Source organism: Nitrobacter sp., from assembly GCF_047149785.1.
In the GTDB taxonomy this organism is placed as follows: domain Bacteria; phylum Pseudomonadota; class Alphaproteobacteria; order Rhizobiales; family Xanthobacteraceae; genus Nitrobacter.
This window is the reverse complement of sequence record NZ_BAAGBE010000001.1, coordinates 82,011-106,727: the sequence shown is the minus strand read 5'-3', so window position 1 is coordinate 106,727 and position 24,717 is coordinate 82,011. Positions and strand designations below refer to the sequence as shown.

Annotated in this window: 19 protein-coding genes, 1 tRNA gene and 1 pseudogene; 11 read left to right on the top strand and 10 right to left on the bottom strand. The window is 58.6% G+C overall.

The window, feature by feature from the left end; all coding sequences use genetic code 11:
- Positions 1–12: 12 nt before the first annotated feature.
- The 5 genes from ACMDCM_RS00475 to ACMDCM_RS00455 all read left to right on the top strand — a co-directional run bounded on the left by ACMDCM_RS00475 (position 13) and on the right by ACMDCM_RS00455 (position 6,856).
- On the top strand, positions 13–1,815 hold the full coding sequence (locus ACMDCM_RS00475) for a recombinase family protein (protein WP_412771722.1): 1,803 nt from the start codon (positions 13–15) through the stop codon (positions 1,813–1,815).
- A gap of 133 nt (positions 1,816–1,948) precedes the next feature.
- The gene (locus ACMDCM_RS00470) at positions 1,949–2,884 is read left to right on the top strand and encodes a hypothetical protein (protein ID WP_412771721.1); all 936 of its coding nucleotides are present in this window, start codon (positions 1,949–1,951) and stop codon (positions 2,882–2,884) included.
- A gap of 3 nt (positions 2,885–2,887) precedes the next feature.
- On the top strand, positions 2,888–3,682 hold the full coding sequence (locus ACMDCM_RS00465; protein ID WP_412771720.1) for a hypothetical protein: 795 nt from the start codon (positions 2,888–2,890) through the stop codon (positions 3,680–3,682).
- A 437-nt stretch (positions 3,683–4,119) separates the two neighbouring features.
- A complete protein-coding gene (locus tag ACMDCM_RS00460; RefSeq protein WP_412771719.1) occupies positions 4,120–5,109 on the top strand; it encodes a tyrosine-type recombinase/integrase in 990 nt (329 codons plus the stop codon).
- A 748-nt stretch (positions 5,110–5,857) separates the two neighbouring features.
- The gene (locus ACMDCM_RS00455; protein ID WP_412771718.1) at positions 5,858–6,856 is read left to right on the top strand and encodes a hypothetical protein; all 999 of its coding nucleotides are present in this window, start codon (positions 5,858–5,860) and stop codon (positions 6,854–6,856) included.
- A gap of 513 nt (positions 6,857–7,369) precedes the next feature.
- Here the strand turns inward: ACMDCM_RS00455 and ACMDCM_RS00450 are convergent.
- The gene (locus ACMDCM_RS00450; protein WP_412771717.1) at positions 7,370–7,882 is read right to left on the bottom strand and encodes a hypothetical protein; all 513 of its coding nucleotides are present in this window, start codon (positions 7,880–7,882) and stop codon (positions 7,370–7,372) included.
- Between the two features lie 322 nt (positions 7,883–8,204).
- Positions 8,205–8,447, bottom strand: coding sequence for a hypothetical protein (locus ACMDCM_RS00445; protein ID WP_412771716.1), 243 nt, complete (start codon positions 8,445–8,447; stop codon positions 8,205–8,207).
- A 172-nt stretch (positions 8,448–8,619) separates the two neighbouring features.
- On the opposite strand from ACMDCM_RS00445, the gene ACMDCM_RS00440 reads away from it, so the two are divergent.
- The 4 genes from ACMDCM_RS00440 (at position 8,620) to ACMDCM_RS00425 (ending at position 15,834) form a co-directional block, all read left to right on the top strand.
- Positions 8,620–10,161: a type I restriction-modification system subunit M gene (locus ACMDCM_RS00440; protein WP_412771715.1), complete on the top strand. Its 1,542-nt coding sequence runs from the start codon at positions 8,620–8,622 to the stop codon at positions 10,159–10,161.
- Positions 10,158–11,267 carry a restriction endonuclease subunit S gene (locus tag ACMDCM_RS00435; protein WP_412771714.1) on the top strand — a complete coding sequence of 370 codons (1,110 nt, stop codon included), beginning with the start codon at positions 10,158–10,160 and terminating at the stop codon, positions 11,265–11,267. Before ACMDCM_RS00440 ends, ACMDCM_RS00435 begins: the two co-directional genes overlap by 4 nt.
- Before the next feature lie 12 nt (positions 11,268–11,279).
- Positions 11,280–14,702, top strand: a complete 3,423-nt coding sequence (locus ACMDCM_RS00430) for a DEAD/DEAH box helicase family protein (protein ID WP_412771713.1) — start codon at positions 11,280–11,282, stop codon at positions 14,700–14,702.
- Positions 14,703–14,814: 112 nt separating this feature from the next.
- Entirely contained in the window at positions 14,815–15,834 is a 1,020-nt protein-coding gene (locus tag ACMDCM_RS00425) for a hypothetical protein (RefSeq protein WP_412771712.1), read from the top strand.
- Between the two features lie 37 nt (positions 15,835–15,871).
- Here ACMDCM_RS00425 and ACMDCM_RS00420 read toward each other — a convergent pair.
- From ACMDCM_RS00420 to ACMDCM_RS00400, 5 genes are all read right to left on the bottom strand, one after another.
- Positions 15,872–15,942, bottom strand: a tRNA-OTHER gene (locus tag ACMDCM_RS00420).
- A gap of 166 nt (positions 15,943–16,108) precedes the next feature.
- The gene (istB, locus tag ACMDCM_RS00415) at positions 16,109–16,972 is read right to left on the bottom strand and encodes an IS21-like element helper ATPase IstB (RefSeq protein ID WP_412771711.1); all 864 of its coding nucleotides are present in this window, start codon (positions 16,970–16,972) and stop codon (positions 16,109–16,111) included.
- The gene (istA, locus tag ACMDCM_RS00410) at positions 16,972–18,471 is read right to left on the bottom strand and encodes an IS21 family transposase (RefSeq protein WP_412771710.1); all 1,500 of its coding nucleotides are present in this window, start codon (positions 18,469–18,471) and stop codon (positions 16,972–16,974) included. Before istA ends, istB begins: the two co-directional genes overlap by 1 nt.
- Positions 18,472–18,528: 57 nt before the next feature.
- The gene (locus ACMDCM_RS00405; RefSeq protein ID WP_412771709.1) at positions 18,529–19,161 is read right to left on the bottom strand and encodes a dsDNA nuclease domain-containing protein; all 633 of its coding nucleotides are present in this window, start codon (positions 19,159–19,161) and stop codon (positions 18,529–18,531) included.
- Positions 19,162–19,347: 186 nt separating this feature from the next.
- Positions 19,348–20,418, bottom strand: a complete 1,071-nt coding sequence (locus ACMDCM_RS00400) for a hypothetical protein (RefSeq protein WP_412771708.1) — start codon at positions 20,416–20,418, stop codon at positions 19,348–19,350.
- A 437-nt stretch (positions 20,419–20,855) separates the two neighbouring features.
- Here ACMDCM_RS00400 and ACMDCM_RS00395 point away from each other — a divergent pair, with 437 nt between their 5' ends.
- Positions 20,856–21,485 (top strand): hypothetical protein, encoded by a 630-nt coding sequence (locus ACMDCM_RS00395; RefSeq protein WP_412771707.1) that lies wholly within the window; start codon positions 20,856–20,858, stop codon positions 21,483–21,485.
- Between the two features lie 12 nt (positions 21,486–21,497).
- Here the strand turns inward: ACMDCM_RS00395 and ACMDCM_RS00390 are convergent, their stop codons facing one another.
- Both ACMDCM_RS00390 and ACMDCM_RS00385 read right to left on the bottom strand, forming a co-directional pair.
- A complete protein-coding gene (locus ACMDCM_RS00390) occupies positions 21,498–22,790 on the bottom strand; it encodes a HEPN/Toprim-associated domain-containing protein (protein WP_412771706.1) in 1,293 nt (430 codons plus the stop codon).
- A 433-nt stretch (positions 22,791–23,223) separates the two neighbouring features.
- Positions 23,224–23,682 carry a hypothetical protein gene (locus tag ACMDCM_RS00385; protein WP_412774789.1) on the bottom strand — a complete coding sequence of 153 codons (459 nt, stop codon included), beginning with the start codon at positions 23,680–23,682 and terminating at the stop codon, positions 23,224–23,226.
- Between ACMDCM_RS00385 and ACMDCM_RS00380 the strand changes: the two are divergent.
- Positions 23,633–24,001: pseudogene (locus ACMDCM_RS00380) on the top strand (LysR substrate-binding domain-containing protein); the annotation flags it as partial. The gene ACMDCM_RS00385 and the pseudogene ACMDCM_RS00380 overlap by 50 nt on opposite strands.
- Positions 24,002–24,029: 28 nt before the next feature.
- Here the strand turns inward: ACMDCM_RS00380 and ACMDCM_RS00375 are convergent.
- Entirely contained in the window at positions 24,030–24,704 is a 675-nt protein-coding gene (locus ACMDCM_RS00375) for a hypothetical protein (protein ID WP_412771705.1), read from the bottom strand.
- Positions 24,705–24,717: the final 13 nt, after the last annotated feature.

The window sequence follows — 24,717 nt, the reverse complement described above, 5'->3', positions numbered from 1 at the left end:
CGGAGTGCGCCCATGGCCCGCGTTGCCCTCTATGCCCGCTATTCCTCCGACAATCAGCGCGACGCATCGATCGAGGACCAACTCCGCATCTGCCGCGAGCAGGCGAAGCGGGAGAAGTGGAAGGTGGTGGGCGTCTACAAGGACGCGGGCATTTCCGGCGCGAGCATGATCCTGCGGCCCGGCGTCCAGATGCTGTTACAGGATGCGCAGGCGGGCCAGTTCGATGTGGTGATGGCAGAGGCGTTGGACCGGATCAGCCGCGACCAGGCCGATGTCGCGACGCTGTTCAAGCATCTCAAATTTGCGGGCGTGCCGATCGTCACGCTGTCCGAGGGTGAGATCAGCGAGTTGCATGTCGGCCTCAAGGGCACGATGAACGCGCTGTTTCTCAAGGACCTCGCCGCCAAGACCCATCGCGGCATCCGTGGCCGGGTTGAGGAAGGCAAGTCGGGCGGCGGGCTCTGCTACGGCTACAAGGTGGTGAAGCAACTCGATGCGCGTGGCGAGCCGATCCGCGGCGACCGCGAGATCGACGAGGCCGAAGCCAATCTCGTGCGCCGTATTTTTCGCGAATTCGCCGCCGGCGTTGGGCCACACACCATTGCGCGGACCCTGAACGAGGAAGGCGTGCCCGGCCCAAACGGTAAGCTCTGGAAAGACACGACGATCCGGGGGCACGTCAAGCGCGGGACAGGTCTCGTGAACAACGAGCTTTATATCGGAAGGCTGATCTGGAACCGGCTGCGCTACCTCAAGGACCCGTCCACCGGAAGGCGGGTGTCGCGGCTCAACCCGGAGAGCGCCTGGATCACGACCGAGGTGCCTGAACTGCGCATTGTCGATGACAAACTCTGGCAGGCAGTTCGCAAGCGTCAAGGCGAGATCGCCGAAAAGTTCGTGAACGTCACGGAAGCCGTGCGCGAGCATCACAGGAAGAGCCGGTTGAACAGCGCGCATCGCCCGAGGTCGCTATTGTCAGGTCTGATCTTCTGCGGCTGCTGTGGCGGTCCCTACTCGCTGCGCGGTGCGGATCGCTTCGCCTGCTCGAATCGTATCAGCAACGGCACCTGTTCCAACACGCGCACCATTCCGCGCAAGGAACTGGAACGCCGCGTGCTGGCCGGCCTCAAGGACCGGATGATGGCCCCGGAAGTCGCCGCTGAGGCGATGCGCGCCTGCGCCGAAGAGACCAACCGGCTGAACCGTGAACGCCGCTCCAACAGCGACTCGTGGAAGGCGGAACTGATGAGGGTCGAGAAGCAGATCCGTGGCATCATCGAGGCCATCAAGGAGGGCATGTATCAACCATCTATGAAAGTTGCGATGGATGCGCTGGAGGACCGCAAGAAGGAGTTGACGGAGCTTTTGACCAACGTGCCAGAGGACGCGCCGGACCGGCTGCCCTCGGCCTCGGCGATTTATGCGAGGAAGGTTACGATTCTGACCAAAGCCCTGAACCGTCCCAACGAACGGCAGCAGGCGGCGGAGGCTTTGCGGATGCTAATCGAGAGGATCGTGCTGACGCCGGGGCCGAAACGGGGCGAAATTCTTGCCACGCTGCATGGCGAACTGCGGACCATTCTCGAATGGACCGAGCGCCAAGCCATTGGAAAAGGTAGAAAAAACGACACTCCCGGAGCCGGGCTCACGGGAGTGTCGGTATCGGTGGTTGCGGGGAAGCACAACACCCGATCCCTGCGAAATGGACCCGACACTCCTCAAAGCGGGGAATCGCCGATATCAATGGTTGCGGGGGCGACCAGCAACCAATTCCTACGATTGATAGAACAAGTCGTTCCGAGGTTGGCTGCATGACCATTGCCCTCCGAAGCTGGACCGGTGTCGTTGCAAACCCCTTTGAATTTGAGCTTGGTGCAGCGTCCCCGACGTGTTTTCGACTTCAAAGGCACGCCCGGGCCACGTTATACGCTTAGCGGTGATAATTCGTATGCAGCATATTGTAATGTTCAGTGCGGGTGCAGGCTCCTGGGCCGCTGCAAAGGTCGTCGCCAAACGTTTCGGCCTCAAAGACTTACGTCTTCTATTTACCGACACGCTGATGGAAGACCCAGATGCGTATCGCTTCTTGATTGAAGGGGCGGCGAACGTTTTTGGCCTCGACCTCGCGGACAAGATGAACGTCCCATCACACACGGAGTTTCCTGACTTCCGCGATCGATCCAAGTGGCGGCTCTATCTGCACGAATTGCGTGCGCAAGTGAGTGTGCACATGCCCCAGCTTATTTGGCTCAAGGACGGGCGCGATGTCTGGGATGTCTTTTTTGACGAAAGGTTTCTCGGCAACAGTCGGCGCGATCCTTGCAGCAAAATTCTCAAGCGCCGCGAAGCGGATCGATGGCTGACTAAGAATTGCGATCCCCACAACACCATTTGTTACGTGGGGATCGATTTTACGGAAGCGCACCGTTTCGATGACGGCTCTGGTGGCGGCCTCGGTCCGAGACGTGCCTTAGAAGGTTGGAGATATGAGGCTCCACTTTGTTCAGAACCGTGGATGGCAAAGTGGGACATCATGGAATTGATGCAAGGCGAGAACATCGCGCCGCCCAGGCTATACTCACTCGGCTTTAGTCACAATAATTGCTTCGGCTTCTGCATTAAGGCGGGTCACGCCCATTATCGTCTTCTTTTGCAGACATTGCCCGACGTATATTCTTATCATGAGCAGAAAGAGCAAGAGATAAGGGCATATCTGAAAAAAGACGTCTCCATTCTCGCAGATCGACGAAATGGAAATAGAAAACGACCGCTCACACTGCGCGCCTTCAGAGAGCGCTTTGAGAAAGACGGCAACAATGCCACCGGCGACTCGGACTATGGTGGCTGCGGGTGTTTTACCGACCAATCCGTCCTAACGGAGTAAGTCATGTCTATTGGAGGAGCATTTATAGAAACTGCTAAGGCAGTCACTTCGGCCAGCGACGTTTGGACGGCAAAAGACATCGCTACGGTGGTTTCGCCTGTAGGCAGTGCATTGGTCGGAATTGTTGCGCTGATAGCTAGCGCGATAATGAATTCAAAGACACTTCGCGTCTCACAGCTAAACAATGAAGCGACGATTTGGCAAAAGGCTAACGAGCTAGAAATAAAAGAGATTCAGGAGAAGCTAGATCGTTTCTATGGTCCGTTCACGCGGATGTCGGAGACGAATGCCTTGCTATCGAGGGATTTGCGCAGCAGACAAACGGACTCATCCACCTTCCTACTCGTCGAAAAGCTCTTTGATCGTGAGTGGTTGCGCGCGCTTCCTCAAGATCAAAAGACGTTGGTTGACGAACTAGTGGCCAATGCAGCTGAGCTCAGGAAATTCATTGTCAAGAACGCCAAAATGGTCGATTTGAAATTGCAGCCCTATCTTTCGAGAGTTTGTGCCCATTATCGAATTTTGGAACTGGCACATTGCGAGAAGCTCGGCACTGACCCGAAACCTTACGTAAGCAAATACGTGTTCCCTATTCAGACCGTGAAGGTGTTGGCTCTCGAAGTCACCCGACTTGAGAACCGGAAGGCACTCCTTCGATCCCGCCCGAACAGTCAGCCCCCGCTAAGTGATGAATTGATCATTCCGGACGAACTTAAGCTACCGGAATGGTCTTATCCAAAGCGGGCGAGCAGAGATGGCTTGAACATGGCGGTCGTCAATACGCAAGAGCGCTCATAATCCCGAGAACAGAACGGCCTCGACCTCCTCACGAATTGGCTCATGTGCCTTGTGCACCGGTAGTATGTGAACTGCTCATCCAAGTATCCGGCTTATTGGAATGGATCGGTGATGCCAAGCCGGAAGATGAAAGTTCACCCTGACTGATCTCCACGCCCATGTCGCGGAAATAGTCATTTACAGACTGTGGGCAGCTCGCTGAATGAACTGACAGAGCGTTGCCTCGTCACGGCAACGCCTCTCGACAGCGCTACTCGCTAACGACACTCGGACGTCCTTGATCCGAAAGGTCTTTCTGAGTCCTCGCTCCTGGTGTGGCTCGAAATAGGCACAGAAGCGGCACAGCCAGATATTTCTGCACCGCTGCGGGATAGTCCTTGGCACCGAGTCGCTGGCGTCCTTCACTCAGTAAACAAGAGTGATTTGAGCGGCAGACGATGGCGACAATCCGCAAACTACGAGGTCGATGGCAGGCTCAGGTCCGACGTCGTGGCGTGCCCCCACGGGCCAAGTCGTTCGACAAGCGCGCTGATGCAGAACGTTGGGCCCGCGATCTCGAAGCGGAAGCTGACAGGAGTGGGTGGGTCGCTGACACGCGCGCTGCCGAAAAAACGACGCTGGGCGAGCTACTGACGCGCTACTGCGCTGAGGTGACACCTACCAAGCGCGGGGCCGTATCCGAGAAATCGCGAATTAACTCAATATTGCGCTGCCCCATAGCGCACCGAACGCTGGCAAAGCTGACCAGCTCAGATGTCGCGACCTATCGCGACGAGCGGCTCAAGACGGTGGCGCCGGCGACGATCGTTCGCGAGCTCAATACGATTTCGCACGCCCTCGAGATAGCGTCCCGCGAATGGGGCCTCTGGATCCCGCGCAATCCGGTCAAGTTGGTGCGACGTCCTCCAGTCCCACGTGGGCGCACTCGGCGACTAAAAAAGGGCGAGGAGCAGCGCCTGCTCGATGCCTGCGATCGCGGGCGAACACCGCTGCTCAAGCCACTCATTATAATAGCCATCGAAACCGGGATGCGGCGTGGCGAACTGCTCGACCTGCGCTGGGAGCACGTCGACCTCAAACTTGGCGTCGCACATTTGCCGCTGACCAAGAACGGCGATAGCCGGGACGTTCCTCTGTCGCGGTGTGCTGTCCGCACCCTGCAAGAACTCCGCACTGCTGGCGCCAAACAAGAGCGAGTGTTCCCGATGACGGGTAACTCTGTGAGACTCGCGTTCGAGCACTTGCGCGTCCGAGCCGGCATGTCGGACTTTCATTTCCACGATCTGCGCCACGAGGCGATCTCCCGGCTATTCGAGAAGGGACTCAACATCGCCGAAGTCTCGGCGATCAGCGGGCATCGCGAACTCAAAATGCTGCAGCGCTACACGCATCTGAGGGCCGTCGATCTGGTCGCACGACTGGGATAAGGCCTTCAATCGTCGAAGTCCTAGAAGCAATTTGACGTATCCAATCCTATGCGTAATGGGTCGGCAGAGGTTTTTTCCACTTAGCCTTGGCCAATGCCCAACTGACCATTCATGACTAAAACCCGTTTTTGGCTAACCATCGCCGCAGCGCTTCCAGGACATCCGATGGTAGGCCGACCTTGCCCTTTAGCGACTCCGCTAGGCGGTAGTCGAAGTTTGAGTAGCCCATTTGCTTCATAATCTGCCCCGGCGTCAGGTGTTCCTTCCGTAACCAGTCGTTGAGGAACGCTATTACCCGCGACGTCAATCGACCATCTGCATCGGCAATCGATCCCGCGGAACGGGATCTGACGCCGATACCGCTTGATCTTACCCATTTAAGGAACTCCGACCGCTGATGCTGAGATGACAGTTTCCAGTCCCTTTTCATCGCGGTGAGTCGATCTGGTAGATGTATCAACCGAGCTTTAGCCGCGGCTTGGCGGACGCTCTTTAGCTTACCCGAGCGCAAATCGGCGTAGATTGCGGGGAAATCTCTCTTAAGGCGGCTTTCGTAATAGGCTGCATCCCGTTTCTTACTCATCACTAACCAACCTAATCATCTGGTTGTAGATGTATCTATCCGTCTCTGGGGAGATTTAAAAAAGTTGTCAAGAGCTCGGCAGATCTTCGACGAAAACGCTATGTTCACAGCTCGACTTTAATTCCGGAGAATAAGGAGCAGCCGTCACGGGCTGAATGAAAGCGCATGTCTGACACCAATCGTCGAGAGAAAGCCAACCGCATTATCATCAACAAGTGTGCGACCATTGCGCGACGGATCTCAAAGAAGGACGGAATCGCTGAGCGTGGTCTCATGAGGACAAAATGGTTCGATTACAGGTTTATGTCTCCGCTCACCGCGACTGACGAGTTTGTCCGAAATTATGTTGCCGTATATCAGAGGAAATGGGACACGAATTTCTCGACCGAGGAGGCCTCGCACAAGTTGGCCATACGGGGTGGATATTGGCGCAGCAGCCAAACCGAATTCATCTCCTTCTGGAGGGCACGCCAGTTCGCGGACGAACTGGGAGTTCCTTATGGCCTGTTTTGCAATCACGCCTTGGAGTTTCTGCTCCGCAAGGGTTACACGAGGCCGGCTCGTCCCAACCAGCTCTATGCCGAGAAAAACAAGCAAGCCATTGCAGAGCATGTAATGGAGGCGTGGCGTGAACACTGTTTCGACCTGGAATTCATGACCTCGAAGCTCCCCCATTACCACCTAAAGAACTTCCGAAGCCAACCAGCACAGCACGCCCACCAGGATTGGGTAGTTGAGCAGATTCGTGCGCGGCATATGAGGATTGGCGCCATAGTGAAGGCGTGTCTGGAAGACAACGTATTGCCGGCCGCGCGAGCACTATTTGAGTTTGGACCGGCCAGGTTTGAAAGGGCCCGTGAAGAAGCCGCGAATATGGCGCAACCGATAGCCATCCCAACTCCCGTCGATATGAATGAGCTGCGCCCAAGTTGCTTCGGGATCTTGCATGCCTACGACGGGGCAGCATCTGCGTGTGAGGCTTGCATGTTCAGCGGACACTGCAAGTCCGTGACCGACACACTTTCCACGCACATTGTTGGCCACTTTGGTGGGGACGACCCAGTCCTGGCCAGGAAGCGCATCAAAACTAGGAAACGTGTCAATGACCACCGGGCAAGGAAGAGAGCAGCCGCGGAGGCTGCGAAATCCTCAATTGCTTCTTAATAGATGTATCTATGACCGGAGGTCCTTGCCTCCGGAGATGTAACGCTTCCCATATATTTAATATCCTTCAGTAAGTAAGAGAGTTGTATGGGAAGCGTTACAGTGGGAGTTCTCGGCTTGTATCTTTTGTCCCGCGGCTTCCCGGTCGCTCCGCTCCCGGTGCCGCGGCCATGAAGATCACTCCGGGGGAGACAGCTCGGAAATAAGAACTTAACAGGCTCAACTAGCATGCCTTCGGTCCTTGAGTGGAACCGAGTCTGTCGGTGTTTCGAATTGATGGCGAGGCTCTGCTCGATCAGCCCGGTCAGTGGCTTCGCCATCGAGTAGAAGAGCCGTCGGGATCGCTGGCCAATCGCCGGCTGGTCTCACCGAGGAGCCTCTGAATGCGTCGTGGCGCCCGTTCGAGTGTCGGTCTATTCGTCGTCCGTAGCGTCGGGGCTCCAGAATAGTGCCAGAGGCTCGCTGATTCGTTTTCCTCGCCGGCGGGTGTTGGGTAGCGCCAAGCATACCGACTCACCAGTGAGCTTCTAAACGCATTCTACGGCCTTTGTTGTTTTGGGCTGGGGTTTCGGCGTCGGGACGCGCGCTCGGTCTGTCTACGTGCCAATCCAAAAAGGTATTAAACACCTCACCCTCGGTGGTCGCTCGCACTGACGGACCATGCAGGTCGAAGTGATTGTCAACGATGCTTCCAGCACTGGCGACGGGGAGCTGGTCAAGCTTCGCTCGACAACGTCGTTCAGCTTCGCACTCGGCGTCTGATTGAGAAGCCACGCTGGCTTCGATAGAAACAAAATGGCAAAAACCGAAACTAACAGGCCCCGAATAGAAACAAGCGAGCCTCCAGTAGAAACTAAAAGCGAAACTTAGCGATGCCATTCCGGTCGAAAATAGAAATTTAAACCGCCCAATTGTTGTCGAATAGCTCTGAATAGAAACTAGGTTCTTTGTTTTTGCTGCAGTTTTTCGCGCCGCCAGCCAAAAACAGCTCAGAAAAAAATGAGGGAAGCTTTGAGCGTGCGTCATTCCAGCGAATAGGTGCGAAAAGCTGGTTCTGAGACCAGGATGCGCATGGGTGACAATCGAGGAAACCCGCGATTTTAAAGGTCGAATACACGTCCTTCGACGAGCAGATCGATGCTTCTCCCGGCCCGAAGAGCGCGTCGACGAGTGCTCAGATCGTCGATATGCCGGTGAGTGAGAGTGGAAAAACCCTCACCCGAAAAATACTCTGGCGTGCGGCTGGACGATGGTCGGCGTCGATCGGCCTTTGGTTTGCGCCGAGGATAATTCCATTTGTCCTTGATCTTCGGCAAGGCCGTTCGGTGGGCGTCGCATAGTTGGCCGGCTATTTGCTGGCGACCAGCCTCAGTCGACGTTTCAGGACGTCTTCGAGTTCGGCTTTAAGTCTGTGCACACGCGGGTCGGCCGAGCGGCATGCACAGATTGAGAATTGGGCGATCGATCGAGCCAATGCTTCGCGCTCGTCTGGCGTCTTTGTCACGGTGGGGTGCGACAGTCGCAAGACCATTTCGCCCAGGTTGACGAGTAAATCGTCCAGGGTTCGGTCGATTTGCGCTATTTCATCCATCGCCTAACTCCCTCAGGAGTTAAGCCTTGTCAAAGCCGGCCGTTCCGGTGAGGCGACCGTCAGGGATAACAGTGGGTAAAGAACGTCCACCACGAGCGTTTCCCGCGCTGTATCAAGTGCCTTCCATCCCGACCCCCCGCCATCTAAATTCACCCTGATTTGGGGGACTGGAATGCTGACGGGCGAGCTACGATCTAAAATCGATAATGTTTGGAATGCCTTTTGGGCGGGCGGCATCGCCAACCCGATCGAGGTCATCGAGCAGATCACCTACCTCTTGTTCATGCGCGGCCTGGACGAGGCTTATACCCGGGAGGAGAACAAGGCGAACCGGCTGAAGCGGCCGATCGAGCGCCGTATCTTCCCGGAAGGCAAGGACGGCTTGGGGAAGGACGGCGGCGTCGCCTATGAGAAGATGCGCTGGTCCAAGCTGAAGAACAAGGACCCCGGGACGATGTTTGAGATCGTCTCAGAGCACGTCTTCCCGTTCCTGCGCTCGATGGCCGAAGAGGGCACGGCGCACGCCACCCATATGAAGGGCGCTCGCTTCACCATCCCGACGCCGGCGCTGTTGGCCAAGGTGGTCGACCTTCTCGCCGAGATTCCAATGGAGGATCGCGACACCAAGGGCGACCTCTACGAATACATGCTGTCGAAGATCGCCAGCGCCGGCCAGAACGGCCAGTTCCGCACCCCGCGCCACATCATCGCGCTGATGGTCGAGATGATGGCGCCGGGGCCAAAGGATATTATCGTCGATCCCGCCTGCGGCACCTGCGGCTTCCTGGTCGCGGCCGGCGAATATCTCCGCGACAATCATCCGAAGCTGTTTCACGACACCGAAAGCCGCGACCACTTCAACCAGGAGATGTTCCACGGCTTCGATTTCGACGGCACCATGCTGCGGATCGGGTCGATGAACATGACGCTGCACGGCGTCGACGATCCCGACATCCGCTACAAGGACTCGCTGGCGCAGGAACATGCCGGTGACGAGGACCGTTATTCGCTGGTGCTCGCCAATCCTCCATTCGCCGGCTCGCTCGATTACGAGACCACGGCGAAGGATCTGCTCGCGGTGGTCAAGACCAAGAAGACCGAGCTTTTGTTCATGGCGCTGTTCCTGAAGCTGCTGAAGGCCGGCGGGCGCGCGGCGGTGATCGTGCCGGATGGCGTGCTGTTCGGCTCCTCGACCGCGCACAAGACGATCCGCAGGATGCTGGTCGAGGACCATCGCCTCGACGGTATCGTCAAGCTGCCCTCCGGCGTGTTCCGGCCTTATGCCGGCGTCTCCACCGCGATCGTGCTGTTCACCAAGACCAATTCCGGCGGCACTGACAACGTGTGGTTCTACGATTGCCAGGCGGACGGCCTGTCGCTCGACGACAAGCGCAACTCGCTGCTGCCAACGGAGAAGATCGGGCCGAAGGCCAAGATCGACGAGGCCGAGCACGCCAAGAATAACTTGCCGGACATCGCCGCGCGCTGGAAGCAACGCGCTGGCACCGAGCTCGACCGCCCGCGCACTGCGCAGAGTTTTTGCGTGCCGAGGGCCGAGATCGTCGCAGCGGGCCACGACCTGTCGATCAACCGCTACAAGGAAGTGGTGCACGAGGCAGCCGAGCATCGCCCGCCGAAGGAGATCATCGCTGAGCTGAAAAAACTGGAGAAGGAGATCGCGAACGGGTTGGAAGAGCTGGAGGCGATGCTGTGAACTGGCCGATCGCTTCGCTCGCAGACGCAACCGAGTTGCTAACAGATGGAACTCACTACACGCCGCCAGACATCGGAGAGGGGATACCCTTTCTTACGGTGAAGGACGTAGGTAGCAACAGCTTGGACTTTATCGGCTGTTCGAAGATTGCGACAGACGAATATGAAGCGGCAAGAAAGCAAAATTCCGCCCCGAGGTTCGGCGATGTTCTGTTTTCGAAGGACGGCACCGTTGGCAAGGTGCATCTTGTGCAAGAAAATCGACCATTTGCCGTTCTATCTTCGTTGGCGATCTTGCGCCCGTCGAAACACGTAGACGGCGGATATCTTGCCCACTTCCTGCGCACTCCATCTACCATTGATGCGGCGACCAAAAAGAAGACAGGTAGCGCCATTCGTCGCATTGTTCTTCGCGATCTGGCTACGCTCGAAATCCCCCTTCCCCCGCTCGATCAGCAGCGGCGGATCGCGGCGATCCTGGACAAGGCGGATGCACTGCGCCGCAAGCGCAGGCGCACGCTCGACCTGCTCGACAGCCTCACGCGATCAATTTTTCTGGAGGTGTTTGGCGACCCGGTCAGCAATCCTAAGAAACTAAACAAGATTACGCTCGGTGATCTTATCAAGGTTAAGAGCGGGAATGGTTTAGTTGCTAAGGACATGGCGCCAGGTGGCTTGTTTCCAGTTTACGGCGGCAACGGAATCAATGGGTATCACGACCGTTTTATGTTTGATGAGCCCCAGTTAGCAATCGGTCGCGTCGGGGTCTATTGCGGTGCAGTTCATCTAACGAAACCCAAGAGTTGGGTTACGGATAACGCTCTCTACGTTTCGGAATACAAGAAGCCCGTCTCACAGCTATATTTGAGATATGCATTAGTCGAAACGAATCTGAACCAATACGCGGGACGCGCTGCGCAGCCCCTAATCTCAGGCAGTCGAATTTATCCAATCGAAATTATACTCCCAAGCAAAGGCGACCAGACTCGCTTTGAAAAGGCAATCATGCAGGTTTCTCATTTGGAAATCCCTTATCGAGCAGACGCTGAGCTAGTAAACGCTGCGTTCTCCTCCCTCCAATCCCGCGCCTTTTCCGGCCAGCTCTGATCGGACACTCGCATGTCCAACTTCGCGTTCCTCGCCTATGAATTTCCTGCCGTGCACGAGGCGGCGGTGGAGGCGGAGCGTCAGGCGGGAGTATCACCGACGGCTGCGGCGTTCTTCGCCGGCAAGGCGGTCGAGATTGCGGTGAAATGGGCGTTTCGATCCGACCCCAATCTCAAGCTGCCCTATCAGGACAACATCGCCGCGCTGCTGCACGAGCCCAGCTTCCGCCGTGCGGCAGGCGAGGCGGTGTTTGCCAAGGCAAAATACATCAACAGCCTGCGCAATCGCGCGGTGCACGAAGAGAAGAAGACTAGCCCCGGTGATGCCGTTGGCGCGGTGAAGGAGCTGTTTCACGTTTGCTTCTGGTTCGCTCGCACTTATGCGCGCAAAGGAAAGCCAGCCGACGGTCTTGCCTTCGACCCGTCCGCGCTGTCGCGTCGCGACGATGTGCTGAAGAAGGCGTTCGGCCAGCTCAAGGCACAGCAAGCCGAACTCGATGCCAAGAACGGTGAGCTGACGAAACTGCTCGCCGACAGGCAGAACCTGGATGACGAACTGAAAGCGCTGCGCGGCGCCGTCGCCGCCGCTCGCAAGGCCGCCGAGGCGACACCGGATCAGCACGACTACAACGAGGCCGAGACCCGCGACCGCTTCATCGACCTGCTGCTGCGCGAAGCCGGCTGGGCGCTGGACCAGCCCGACGACCTGGAATTTCGCGTCGATGGGATGCCGAACGCGGAAGGCGTCGGCTTCGTCGATTACGTGCTGTGGGGCGCGGACGGCAAGCCGCTCGGCGTGGTCGAGGCCAAGCGCACCCGCAAGGACGCCCGCCAGGGCCAGCAGCAAGCCAAGCTCTACGCCGATTGCCTGGAAGCACGCTACGGCCAGCGCCCGGTGATCTTCTATTCCAATGGCTACGAGCACTGGATCTGGGACGACGCCCGCTATCCGCCGCGCCAGATCGGCGGATTCTACAAGCGCGATGAACTGGAACTGCTGATCCAGCGCCGCGCCTCGCGCAAAAAGCTTGCCGAGACCAAGATCAACACCGCGATCGCCGGGCACAAGCGGCCCTACCAGCAACGCGCGATCCGCGCCATCGCCAAGAGCTTCGAGGCCGACGGCGAGCGCAAGGCGCTCCTGGTGATGGCGACCGGCTCCGGCAAGACCCGCACCGTGATCGCGCTGGTTGATCTCTTGATGCGCGCCGGCTGGGTCAAGCGCGTGCTGTTCCTGGCCGATCGCATCGCGCTGGTGAACCAGGCGACCGGCGCCTTCAAGGCCCATCTGCCGGACTCGGCACCGGTCAATCTGGTCACTGAGCGCACCAGTGAGGGCCGGGTGTTCCTGTCGACCTATCCGACAATGATGAACCTGATCGACGGCAAGCAGGACGGCAAGGTCAAGTTCGGCCCCGGCCATTTCGACCTGATCGTGATCGACGAGGCGCACCGCTCGGTCTACCAGCGCTTTCGGGCGATCTTCGAGTATTTCGATTCGTTCCTGGTCGGGCTGACGGCGACGCCGAAGGACGAGATCGACAAGAACACCTATTCGCTGTTCGACCTCGAGGACGGTGTGCCGACCGACGCCTATTCGCTCGACGAGGCGGTGGCCGGCGGCTATCTGGTGCCGCCGAAGGCGATCTCCGTGCCACTCCAGATCGTGCGCTCCGGCCTGCGCTACGACGACCTCAGCGACGAGGAAAAGGACCAGTGGGACAGCCTCGAATGGGGCGAGGAGGACATCCCCGACAGCGTTGACGCCGCCGAGGTCAACAAGCGGCTGTTCAATATCGACACCGTCGACCTCGTGATTGCGCATTTGATGCAGAACGGCGTCAAGGTCGAGGGCGGCGACCGACTCGGCAAGACCATCATCTTCGCCAAGAATCAGGCGCACGCGCAATTCATCGAGCAGCGGTTCAACGTGGCCTATCCGCATCTGGCCGGGCATTTCGCACGCGTCATCACCTATGAGTGCGGCTCCTACGCCCAGACGCTGATCGACGATTTCTCCAAGAAGAACGCCAACCCGCACATCGCGATCTCGGTTGATATGCTCGACACCGGCATCGACGTGCCGGAGGTCGTCAACCTCGTCTTCTTCAAACAGGTCCGCTCCAAGACCAAATTCTGGCAGATGATGGGGCGGGGCACCCGTCTCTGCCCCGACCTGTTCGGCCCCGGGCAGGACAAGGAATTCTTCCGAGTCTTCGATTACTGCCAGAATTTGGAATTCTTCGGCGCGAATCCAGAGCTGAAGGAGGCAAGCTCCACGAAATCCCTGTCAGAGCGCCTGTTCGCCGCGCGGCTCGACCTAATCGCCGCTCTCGACAAGAAGAAAGACAAGCCGGACGGCTTCGCGGCCGGCGACCAAGCGCCTTACGGCGCTGATGGCGAACAACCGCCCAGCGAGGACGAGATCCGCACCGGCGCGCTGAAAGCGCTGCAAGAAACGGTAGTGGGGCTCAATCTCGATAACTTTATTGTCCGGCAGCATCGCCGCGCGGTGGAAAAGTTCGCCAAACCGGAGGCATGGGCCAAACTCGACGACGAAGGCCGCAAGGAGTTGGTCGAGGAGATCGCCCCGCTGCCATCGGCGCAAAGTCTCGGGACCGAGGAAGCCAAGCGGTTCGACCTCTTGATGTTCCAGCTAGAGCTCGCGCTGCTGAAGGGGTCGAAGCGCTTCGCCTCGCTTAAGAAGCAGTTGCTGGAGATCGCATCGGCGCTGGAGGACCAGACCGGAATTCCCGCGATCGCGCAGCAGGCCGCACTGATCGAGGACACCCAGACCGACCAATGGTGGGAAGGGGTTACTGTCCCGCTGCTGGAACTGGTCCGGCTGCGGCTGCGCAATCTGGTCCAGCACATCGAGAAATCCAAGAAGGCGGTGGTCTATTCGAACTTCGCCGATGAGATCGGCGACGGTATCGAGCACGAACTGCCCCAGGTCGGCGAGGCCGACTTCGCCCGTTTCAAGCAGAAGGCGCGGCATTTCCTGAAAGCGCACGAAAATCATCTCGTGCTGCACAAGCTGCGCCAGGGAAGGCCGCTCACTCCCACCGACCTAAACGAGCTCGAAAGGATGCTGCTCGACGCTGGCATTGGCGAAGCCGGCGACATCGAAAGGGCGCGGGAGGCCAGCCAAGGCTTCGGTCGGTTCGTTCGGACCCTCGTCGGATTGGACCGGGCTGCAGTTAACGAAGCATTCGGGGACTTCCTGAATAGCGGCACGGCATCCGCTGCCCAGATCGAGTTCATCAACATGGTGGTCGAGCACCTGACCGATCAGGGCATAATGGACCCGGCGCTGCTCTACGAGCCACCATTCACCGACGTCGCGCCGACGGGACCGGACGATCTGTTCGGCGATGAGCGGGTTACGAAGCTGTTCGCCAAGATCGAGACGCTGAATGAGAGCGCGGTGGCGTAGCCATGCGAAACGATCACGGACGATAGAACTCAAAGGTGAGAATGAAATGACAATTCGCCATGCGATCTGGAAAGTCGGCGCAAAGCCGGTGGGGCTGTCGTCAGCAGTCCTCATGAGCGAGAAGCAGCTCGAGGACATGATCGTCGCGGCCTCGGAGATCCTGCACGATCAATGGATGTTAATTGGCCGGCAGGTCGATACTGGATTCGGTGGCCGAATTGACCTGCTGGCGATCGCGCCCGATGGCGCACTGATCCTCATCGAGCTCAAGCGTAACAAGACACCGCGCGAAGTCGTGGCGCAGGCGATAGACTACGCCACTTTCATCGAGGGATTGGAGTCGGACAGGATCGCCAAGATCTATGACGACTTCGCGCCGGGCCACAATCTCGCCGATGACTTCAAGGCGAGGTTCGGCCAGGCGCTCGACGAAGAGACACTCAACGAGAGCCATCAGATCGTCGTGGTGGCAGCGGCGATCGATGCCAGCACTGCTCGTATTGTCCGCTATCTCAATGAGCGGGACATCGCGATCAATATCCTTTGCTTCCAGGTGTTTGCCAATGGCGACGAGCAACTGTTGAGCCGCGCCTGGCTGATCGATCCGGCCGAAACGCAGACCAACGCCACCGTCACGCCAGCTCGCGAGAAAGAGCCGTGGAACGGCGAGGTTTACGCGTCCTTCGGCCACGACGAGAAAGGCCGCTTGTGGTCTGAGGCTCGCCAGTATGGCTTCATCTCCGCCGGTGGCGGCACCTGGTATAGCAACTCTTTAAATCTGCTGAACCCGGGCGATCGCATCTGGGTCAAAGCCCCGGGTCACGGATTTGTCGGCGTTGGCAGGGTGAAGGGCAAAGCAGTGGCTGCGTCGGAGTTCAAGTTGCCGTCCTCTGCCGGCGAAAAGGCCGCGCTCGAAGTCTTAAAAGGACATTACAGCAACAGCGGGGAAGCTGACCCGGATCGTGCCGAGTATTTTGTGCCGGTCGATTGGCTTGAGACCGTTCCACTTGAACAAGCGGTCCAGGAGGTCGGAATGTTCGGCAACCAAAACACAGTTTGCAAGCCAAAGACGCCGAAATGGCGGTTCACGGTGGATCGGCTCAAGCAGAAGTTTCCAAATTACAACAAGTAGCCCGCCACAATCCCGGCACGTCCGCCACAGGCTTTCCTGGCGCACCCGACACGATTCGAACGTGTGACCTTTGCCTGAAGAGGGCTACGCAACCCTCCAACCGAGCGCTTTAAGCTCAAAACCGGCCTTGCCGGGCGTTGCCGCCGCCCGGTCAATCGGCTAAACGGAACGCCTCGCACCCGTAGCTCAGCTGGATAGAGCGTTGCCCTCCGAACGCAACGCTAAGTCAAGTGCGGCGAAGGTGCGTATCGAAAAAACGAGGGAAACCAAGCTGTCAATCGGCGCCGAAGTTTGACCCCGTATCGGCGTCCAAATTTGACCCCTTTGATCGACGGGGTTTAGCGGTAGCGCTCGGTCCGTCGGAGCTGGCCGGGATTGCGGAGACGGACCGAGCGCGGGTTGTTTGATCATCGTCGCGGCTTTTGAAGCGCCAGCTGTCGTTGCCGGTTTCGACGATGTCGCAGTGGTGGGTCAGACGATCGAGCAGCGCGGTGGTCATCTTGGCGTCGCCGAACACGCTGGGCCATTCGCCGAAGGCGAGATTGGTGGTGACGACGATGGAGGTGCGCTCGTAGAGCCGACTGACGAGATGGAACAGAAGTTGTCCGCCGGCTTGGGCAAATGGCAGGTAGCCGAGTTCGTCGAGGACGATGAAGTCCATTCGGGTCAGATGCTCGGCGATACGACCCTGGCGTCCGTTGCGGGTCTCGATCTCGAGACGATTGACGAGGTCGACGACGTTGTAGAAGCGCCCGCGGGCACCGGATCGAATGCAGCTTCGGGCGATGGCGATGGCCAGATGGGTCTTGCCGGTGCCTGTACCGCCGACCAGAACGGCATTGCGTTGCTGGGCGATGAAGCCACCGCCGGCGAGATCATTGACCAGCGTCTGGTTGATGGGGGTGCCCTCGAACTGGAAGCCATCGAGATCCTTGGCGAGCGGCAGCTTGGCGATAGTGAGCTGGTATTTGATCGAACGCGCCTGCTTCTCGTTGATCTCGGCATTGAGCAGGTCGCCGACAATGCGTTGCGGTTCGTGCTGGCGCTTGACGGCGGTCGCCATGATCTCGTCGAAGGCGGCCTTCATGCCATAGAGCTTGAGTTCGCTCATGAGGTCAAACAGTTGAGTGCGTTCCATCAGACCGGTCTCCTGAGGTTGTCGTAACGGGCACAGTCAGCGATCGGCGCATAACGCAAGGTCAGCGCCGCCGGGGTGAGGATGTTGGCTGGTGGCGCCGGCTCACGCTGGCGGGCCAGAATGTTGAGAACGACATCGGCAGAATGGACGCCGTGGGCGATTGCCTCGGCGCAAGCCGCCTCGACTGCCGGCAGTCCGTCGGTCAACACCGCGTTGAGGATGTCGACCATCTGCCGATTGCCATCGTCGGCACCGGCGAGCTTGCGCCGTACACGCTCGATCGCGGCCGGCAGCACCCAGTCCTTGAACGGAGCGCCGTTGCGCAACGCGCCGGGTTTGCGAGCCAGCACCGGCACATAATGCCAGGGATCGTAGGTCGTCTCGCCGCGGCCGAATGAACGCGGATGCTCGGCGACGATGCGTCCGTCCTGGCGGATCACGATGCGGTCGGCATAGGCATGAACCTCGACCGGACGTCCGACTGCGCTGGCCGTGACCGAGTATTTGTTGTTGTCGAAGCGCACCAGGCAGGTCTTCGAGACCGACGCGGATACCGCATGGAATCCATCGAACCGGCCGGCATAGGGAACAAGCTTTGGCCGCTCAGCTTCGAACACCTCCCAGACTGTTTGCTCGGTCAGTTCCGGATGCCGGTGTGCCTTGGCGTAGGCGATGCACTTGTCCAGCAGCCAGGCGTTTAACTCGTCGAGGGTTTTGAACCGCAGCCGTGGCGTGAAGAAGCGCTCCCGGACAAGTCCGACCTGGTTCTCAACCTGGCCCTTCTCCCAGCCCGAGGCCGGCGTGCAGGCGACCGGGTCGACTAGGTAATGGCTGCACATCTGTATGAAGCGGCGATTGTAGCGACGATCCTTGCCGACGAAGATCGTCTCCACCGCGGTCTTCATATTGTCGTAGATGCCGCGGCCACAGGTGCCCTTGAACAGAGCGAATGCCCGGTCGTGGGCGTCGAACACCATCTCCTGCGTCTCGCGCGGATAGGCGCGAGCGAACAGCATCCGGCTGTGACAGAGCCGGACATGAGCGACCTTCACGATCACCGTCACGCCATGCAGCAGGACAACCTCATGGCTCCAGTCGAACTGGTAGGCTTCTCCCGGTGCAAAGCTCAGCGGGACATAGGCCGCCGCCGTCGATTGTCCGCGCTCCTGGCTCCACCGTCTGGCGTAACGTCGCACAGCATCGTAGCCGCCGTCATAGCCGCGCCCGCGAAGCTCTTCGAAGACCCGGATCAGCGTCAGCTGTTCGCGAGCGGACTTCGCCACGTTCGACGCCAGCAATCCGTCGAGATCAGCGGCCCATCGCCCCAGCTTCGGCCGCGGCTGCACCGCACGTTCGTACTCGAATGAGGTCTCCCCAGACCGCAACACCTTGCGGACCGTGTTCCGCGACACCTTCAGGTCGCGTGCGATCTCCTTGATCGTCTTGCCCTTGATGAAGTGCTCGCGGCGTATCCGCGCAATCGTCTCCACGATCAGCATCCCCAACCACCTGCTTCGTTCCAAAGCAGGCAGCGCAACAGACCAACCTATCGGGGGTCAATTTTGGACGCCGATCCCCCGGCTCAGGGGGTCAATATTGCAGGCCGAATAACAGTCAGATTTCGCGCTGGCTGACTTGTGCACCGCGTTGAGCGCTGCCTGGAGCAGATCCGTGAAGTGTGAGGGAAGTTCGGAGAGCGCGACCGGGAGGGAAGTTGCGACGTTGCCCCCCGAAGCGAGCACAAGGTTGCATCCCGCGTTGGAGATGAACCCACCCGAACTTTCCAAAGTCTTGAAACAAGTGAGTGAAGCAAAGAGCTTTCCAAGTGGGCTGTCGGCAATCCCATCCAACGGCTTCGTTTTCTTAACTTTGCTCTTCCCTTTTTTCACAGGATCATCGGGGACATGCAGGTTCGTGAGCGAAGTCCACGTCCATTCCGTGCGATCCTTTTTCTTGACCTGAAAGACTTCAATGCTGGTGGGCGCGGTAGGAGAGTTTAGTATGGCTATGTCCTGAACGGCTTCAAACAGGAATAGGAAGTTGACCGCGCCCTTTTCCTTTAACGCAAACATCTTCACGATCGCCCAGTTCTTCTGGAATTCGATCCCCTTCTGATTATGAGCCCCACCACTTTCTGCGATGTCGGGGTCACCTAAGGCCAGCATGACCTCTTGTAACGCAGTGTTCAATTGAAACGCCCCCGCGATTTCAACGCAATCTATGTCCCCACTCAGCCGGTGGGCAAGGAATTCCTCGCCGCATGTCGTAAGTAAAATGTCGAAGCGGCGAGCCCCAGGACCGCTTCGATCAGGACAAGGGATCGCGTTTACGGTCCTTTCCCCCGGGGAGATTGCGGCGAGGGGTAATACCTCGGTTCAGTCCGCCGGCGGCCATGGCTGTGGCAGGTTGAGAATATCAGCCAGGATCGTGCCGTCCGCTCGGCAGAATTCGTCCGTCTCCTTGACATAGGCATACCCGGGAAGCGGCAGCAGGCTCTTCGGCAGGGGATTGATTGCGAACGGGTTGTCCGCGATCAGGGGCTGCCATCGTTCGTCGCGCAGCTTCCACAGGTTGGGCTCGGGCAAAAGCAGAACGCCGCTGACATTTCGGTTGCGCGGCTCTCCATGCCGGCCGAAAAACCCGTCATTCGTACGCGTCATTTCCTCTTCGGTCCTGCCATCCGCAAAGCATCGGAATACGACCGCTGGCGTACCGAAGAGCGCGTCGATGAGGGCATCATCGACGGCGTCGCCGGTCGGGATCGAATCCTTGCAATCCGCCACGACAATCAGATACGGTGTCTCTTCGATCCGATATCGGCGCCCTTTCAAATCGAGCGCTTGGCGAAGATCGATGTGAGGCGCGACCGAGCGCACGCCCGTCGAAGCCGCGCCGATCTTCCGCTCGTAGACGACGTCCTTCTTGAAGCCTCCGTAGAGCGTCAGCTCGATCCGCCAGTCGTCCGCCTCAAACACCTTTCTCGGCATGAGCGCGGGATCATCGCCGCAAGCCCCCGCCGCCCAAGCCTCGACATCCTTTTTCAGCTTCGCCAAGCTCGGCGAACTGGTGCCTCTCTCTTCGACGCTGTAGCCAAGCAACCATCCCGCGGGCAGATTGACGGTGTCCAGCGCGTTGTAGATGGCCGCTTCACGGTTATCCCCGCTCACGGTTTCCGCGTCCGGGCCGAAAGTTGTCACTTCAACATACGCCAGCGCCTTGCCGGATGCGTCCTTAACCAGAAAATCCGGTCGGCGGGAGGGATGCGGGCAGGCCGGATGGATCTCGACAACATGCCCGAGCTGGAGCAGCGCAGTATGGATGACAAGTTCGGCGAGTGCCGCCTGATACTGGGGGTTTGTCCCGGTGCGCAGCCGCTTCGCCATCTCCGGCTGTTCGCTGGCAGGCAGCTTCGAGAGCCACTCGTTCACGCAGGCGCGATAGACCACGTAAGGCTTGCGCGCGGATGAATCGTAGAACGCGAATTCGCCTTCCCCCGGTTTCATCGGGCCGGTCCTTGTTCTCTCCCTGTCGTCAAAAACCCTGAACGTCATCGATTCCATTCTAAAGACCATTTTTTACGCATACTCGGCCTAGGATGCTTATAGTCAATGGCCCAGCTGTTGCGCCGACCGGCCGCCTATCATGGAAACCAGAGTGACTGACAAGCAGCCGATCATCGATGTCTGGGATGTTGCGACCTTCGATCCTGATTTGGTGACAATCCTTGAAGCGAACGAGCTCACCATGCGGGCTTACTTCGACACGGAAAAACGAGATTTTTCTTTCTTTCGATCTCGGACGCGACCCGGAGCGTCCTCCCTGGCGCCCCGAGAACCAGCATGCCGGCGCCTTCTATCGGTTGCTGGATAAGATGGGCGGTGAGATGGAAGCGCGATCGATCCGCGCCTACCACTACACACGGCTGACCGATGACGAGATCGGGCGTCTCTCTCGTTCCGGCATCCATGTCTCGACGCCGGAAACACTGCGGCGCCGCCTCGACGCCGTGGTCGCATCGGGAGAGCTGACTGTCGATGCGGCGGATCAGCTTTATGCGAAGAGCCCGTTCCACGGCGATCAGCTCGCCGCGCGGTCGGGGAAATTTTGGCTATCGTCCTATCCTGTGATCGTCGACGACGGTGGGGTTGCGCCCCTTATAGCGCAGTGGGGCGGTGAGGTTGCCTCGATGTGGGTCAGGGAGGCCGACCTCGCGAAACCTCTTCGTGCGATCGGCCGCCGCAGGATTGTCGAAGTGGCCGTCCCATTGTCCTCCACGACGCGCAGCCATAACGCCGGCAACGCCGTCGTAGCCACCTTTGCGCGATGGCGCGGCGCGCTTCCGGAGAAATCTGCCTTCGATCTCTATGTTACGACGGCTTTACCCCCAGCAGCCGTGATCAAGATTCACACCGAAGGCGAGCCGACGTTCACGACCATGGCGCGTGATTACCCCGCCGGTTACGTCGACGTCGACGTCACTCGCTGGAAGGAGCTCACCGGCGAGGACGATTGATCCGGCGATCGCTCAAGCGCGCTCTGTTTCAACACCCTCCGCTATCGTGGTGCATTCCCTGACGATGGCGTCCAAAACCGCGCGCAGCTTTGACACATCATAGTTGCCCGATGACAGGGTTTCCGGCGTCTGGTCGAAAAATGCCTTTGTGTAGCTGTCTTTATGCTCTAGCGCGCCGTGATACATGTCGATGTCGCGCTTGTAATTCGTCCAGACGACCTTCGCCGGCGGATAAGCCGCGAGATTGAGATCGAGGTAGCATTCGATCGCCGCCGCGCGCCGGTTGATATCGGCGGTGCCGATGCCGTCAGGCCCGCGAGCCGGAAAGTTCCAAAACACGTCGAGTTCGGGAAGCATCATGCCCCGCATGTTCGTCGGCAGCGTCAATCTCTGGAGACGGCGATAGGCGTCGAAGCCTTCTGCGTCGTTGTCGAAGAGGAAGACGAGCTGGTTCTGGACGTCGATCTTGACCAATCCCTCTGCGAACTTCAGCAGATTGCCGGTGCCGGAAAACGGGTGACCTTCGCTCACGTCGATGAAACGGAAGAAGTCGAAGATCTCGGGACGCAGGACGGAAAGGGCGTGTCTGATGATGTGAACGTCCGAACTTCCTTCCGTGGCGATCAGGAAGGTATGGCCCCGCCGGGCCGCCGGCACGAAGTCTCGTTCGCTCGCCCATCCGGCATGGATCAAGGGTCCGTACTGCCAGACCAATTCTGCGTCGAGATTCGCAGAGTTCTCGGCAAGCACGCGCAATAGAGAATAGGGATGGAGTATACCTACGAGCTCCGCGAAATGACTGCGTTCGGAATATGCCGGGGACCGGCCGAACGCGCTGCAGGGGATGCGGTCGGTGACGCCCACATCCGAAAATCGCCCTCGTGCCTTCCGCTGGTCGCCGGACTCGACGAACGTGCCGTCAAGGCTTTGAACGGGATACTTGGTCGCGAACGCGCGGAATTCGTCGAAATTCATGAGGTCGCGCGGTGTGGTTGGTTCGTCGTCGAGGCTCGATCGTTCCTCCCGGTCTGCAGCTATCGCGCCATCATATTCGTCCCTCGCCCTATCAAGGGTGAAGCCGAGAAGTTCAAGTCGGGGAACCACGTCTTCAAGATAACGGACGAGGGCCATCTCCATTGACGTCGGATCCTCGTCATTCTCAGCGAAGTAATCGTAGTCGATCTGATCCGAGCGAATGACCTTCCGATCGCCCTCCTGAAAAAGCGGCCCATGATCGACGCCCATGCTATTCTTGCTCCAGTCGATCGTCATTCCGCCGATATCTAGTGAAATCTCTGTTCCCACCCTTCGCCCCCAACAGACGCCCAAAATCGCTGCGACTCACTTGATCGAGTGTGTCATCCGATCCGTTCGACATGAAGCGATCCCACTGAAAGAGGTCTAATCAATGTTATGGCTGGGACGGACGGATCGAATCAATCAATGCAGGCGTTCCGTTTGAGGATGACGATCTGCCGGTCGTGATAAGGAGCGAGGGAATGTCGAGCTTCTCGACACGTTGAATTTTCACCCTCCTTCGTTGATGACAATTTCCCGATCGCCACCCTGAGTGACAATCTTTTTCGACAGCACGATCTCGAGCGGCTCGCCTAGGATCCGCTTTGCAAATTTTTACAATACGATCTCGCTCGCGGAGTACATGATCGCCTTTTCAAGGATCAATGCATGAGCATTGATCCTTGAAAACAACTCGTCCCTATCGACGCCGAGGATTAGGTCACTCAGCAATACTGGGAAGCAAGCGACACGGATCACGCGACGAGGTCATGATGGTGACTGCGGCGCGCGCCCGTGTCGCTGCGACATGCAGATTAAAGCAGAGCGGATCGCTCGGCGTCAGCACCTCGTGGCTGCAAGTATCGCTGGTACAGCCCTTCAAAAACGATCGCCTGTCGAATTCTTTCCCCTTGGCCTTATGGATCGTCATCACCGTGACACCACGGTGAGGCCGGGTGATCGCTGCGAACTGATCTTCGACAACTGCGGCATGCAGAAGCTCGCGGGCATTTCGGTAAACGCCGTGCGTACGCCAGGCTTCTGCCAGCCGTGCCTTGTTCTGGGCACCGCGCCTCAGGAGCCGCATATGGCGGACCTCGCGTGCAACGGTCTGAATCTCGTCCCGCAGTCTAAGCGATTCAGGCTTGATAGCGCGACCGATTGGCAGTCTGCCGCTCATCAATGTCGCCAGCCCTGCCTATCTGAAAGCCCACGGAACACCGCGCACACCTGACGATCTCGGGCATCATTGGGCGGTCAATTATGCGTCACCCTCCAACGGGCGGGTCGAGGACTAGGAGTGGATCGAACACGATGCGCTTCGCACGGTGCCGCTGCGTGGTCGCGCCACCGTCAACAGCGCCGAGGCATACATCGCCTGTTGTCTGGCGGGCCTCGAGTTGATCCAGATCCCGGCTTATGACGTTCGCATCCATCTGGAAGCGGGGGAACTCGTTGAGGTCATGCCGGATCATCGTGCGGAACCCATGCCCATGACAGGTCCGACATATGCAATCCTTCTGCGCGTTATCTAGTCGATTTGCGAGCCACCGCTTCCAAGTCAACGGCCGCGCTTGACGACCAGCCGTTCCGCTGAGCCCACCGGCGGACTTCAACAGGATCGAATGAATGGCCTTCCTGACGAAGCCGCGCGATTGTGCGCTCTGCATGTTTCTTGTCTGAGGGATGATTGAGACCCGTACCCAAGTTAATGGCTTGAGTCAGGCTCTGCAGCGCCGCCTCTACAGGGGCGGGCAAACTACCGGCGGGCGTCGGCGCAGTGGTTACTCCCACTATCTGGGCTCCCCACGTCGCTTGCCAGTCTTTGCCTTCGGTGTCGTTCCAAGGAAGATAGACAATCGCTTGCACTCCAATCGAGTCGTCTAGCTTGTTCATGTCTTTGTCCGAGATGTGGGCGCCAATCAGAAGCCCTTCCGACCTGCTTCCCCGGAAGGCCTGAGCACCTTCCAGTTTCATCTGAACGCCCTGGGCGATCTGAACGGCCTGCCCCTTTACCAGCGCTTTCACGATATTTGGTCCGAGGAATTCGGCCACGATGGTTCGATCGAAGCTGCTCTTTTGCGGGACCACCAACGCCACGCTCGCGATATTCTTCGCTATGCAGATATCGAGGACGCTCTTGAAAGCGAGCCGGACCTGGTCCGGCGCCCGCTCAACGACATATCGTGCGACGGATGCCATTTAATTCCTCCGC

Coding starts and splice junctions, on each gene's coding strand:
- ACMDCM_RS00475 (WP_412771722.1), top strand. CDS start 13: ATGGCCCGCGTTGCCCTCTATGCCCGCTATTCCTCCGACAATCAGCGC.
- ACMDCM_RS00470 (WP_412771721.1), top strand. CDS start 1,949: ATGCAGCATATTGTAATGTTCAGTGCGGGTGCAGGCTCCTGGGCCGCT.
- ACMDCM_RS00465 (WP_412771720.1), top strand. CDS start 2,888: ATGTCTATTGGAGGAGCATTTATAGAAACTGCTAAGGCAGTCACTTCG.
- ACMDCM_RS00460 (WP_412771719.1), top strand. CDS start 4,120: ATGGCGACAATCCGCAAACTACGAGGTCGATGGCAGGCTCAGGTCCGA.
- ACMDCM_RS00455 (WP_412771718.1), top strand. CDS start 5,858: ATGTCTGACACCAATCGTCGAGAGAAAGCCAACCGCATTATCATCAAC.
- ACMDCM_RS00450 (WP_412771717.1), bottom strand. CDS start 7,882: ATGACGCACGCTCAAAGCTTCCCTCATTTTTTTCTGAGCTGTTTTTGG.
- ACMDCM_RS00445 (WP_412771716.1), bottom strand. CDS start 8,447: ATGGATGAAATAGCGCAAATCGACCGAACCCTGGACGATTTACTCGTC.
- ACMDCM_RS00440 (WP_412771715.1), top strand. CDS start 8,620: ATGCTGACGGGCGAGCTACGATCTAAAATCGATAATGTTTGGAATGCC.
- ACMDCM_RS00430 (WP_412771713.1), top strand. CDS start 11,280: ATGTCCAACTTCGCGTTCCTCGCCTATGAATTTCCTGCCGTGCACGAG.
- ACMDCM_RS00425 (WP_412771712.1), top strand. CDS start 14,815: ATGAGCGAGAAGCAGCTCGAGGACATGATCGTCGCGGCCTCGGAGATC.
- istB (WP_412771711.1), bottom strand. CDS start 16,972: ATGGAACGCACTCAACTGTTTGACCTCATGAGCGAACTCAAGCTCTAT.
- istA (WP_412771710.1), bottom strand. CDS start 18,471: ATGCTGATCGTGGAGACGATTGCGCGGATACGCCGCGAGCACTTCATC.
- ACMDCM_RS00395 (WP_412771707.1), top strand. CDS start 20,856: ATGGAAGCGCGATCGATCCGCGCCTACCACTACACACGGCTGACCGAT.
- ACMDCM_RS00385 (WP_412774789.1), bottom strand. CDS start 23,682: ATGAGCGGCAGACTGCCAATCGGTCGCGCTATCAAGCCTGAATCGCTT.
- ACMDCM_RS00375 (WP_412771705.1), bottom strand. CDS start 24,704: ATGGCATCCGTCGCACGATATGTCGTTGAGCGGGCGCCGGACCAGGTC.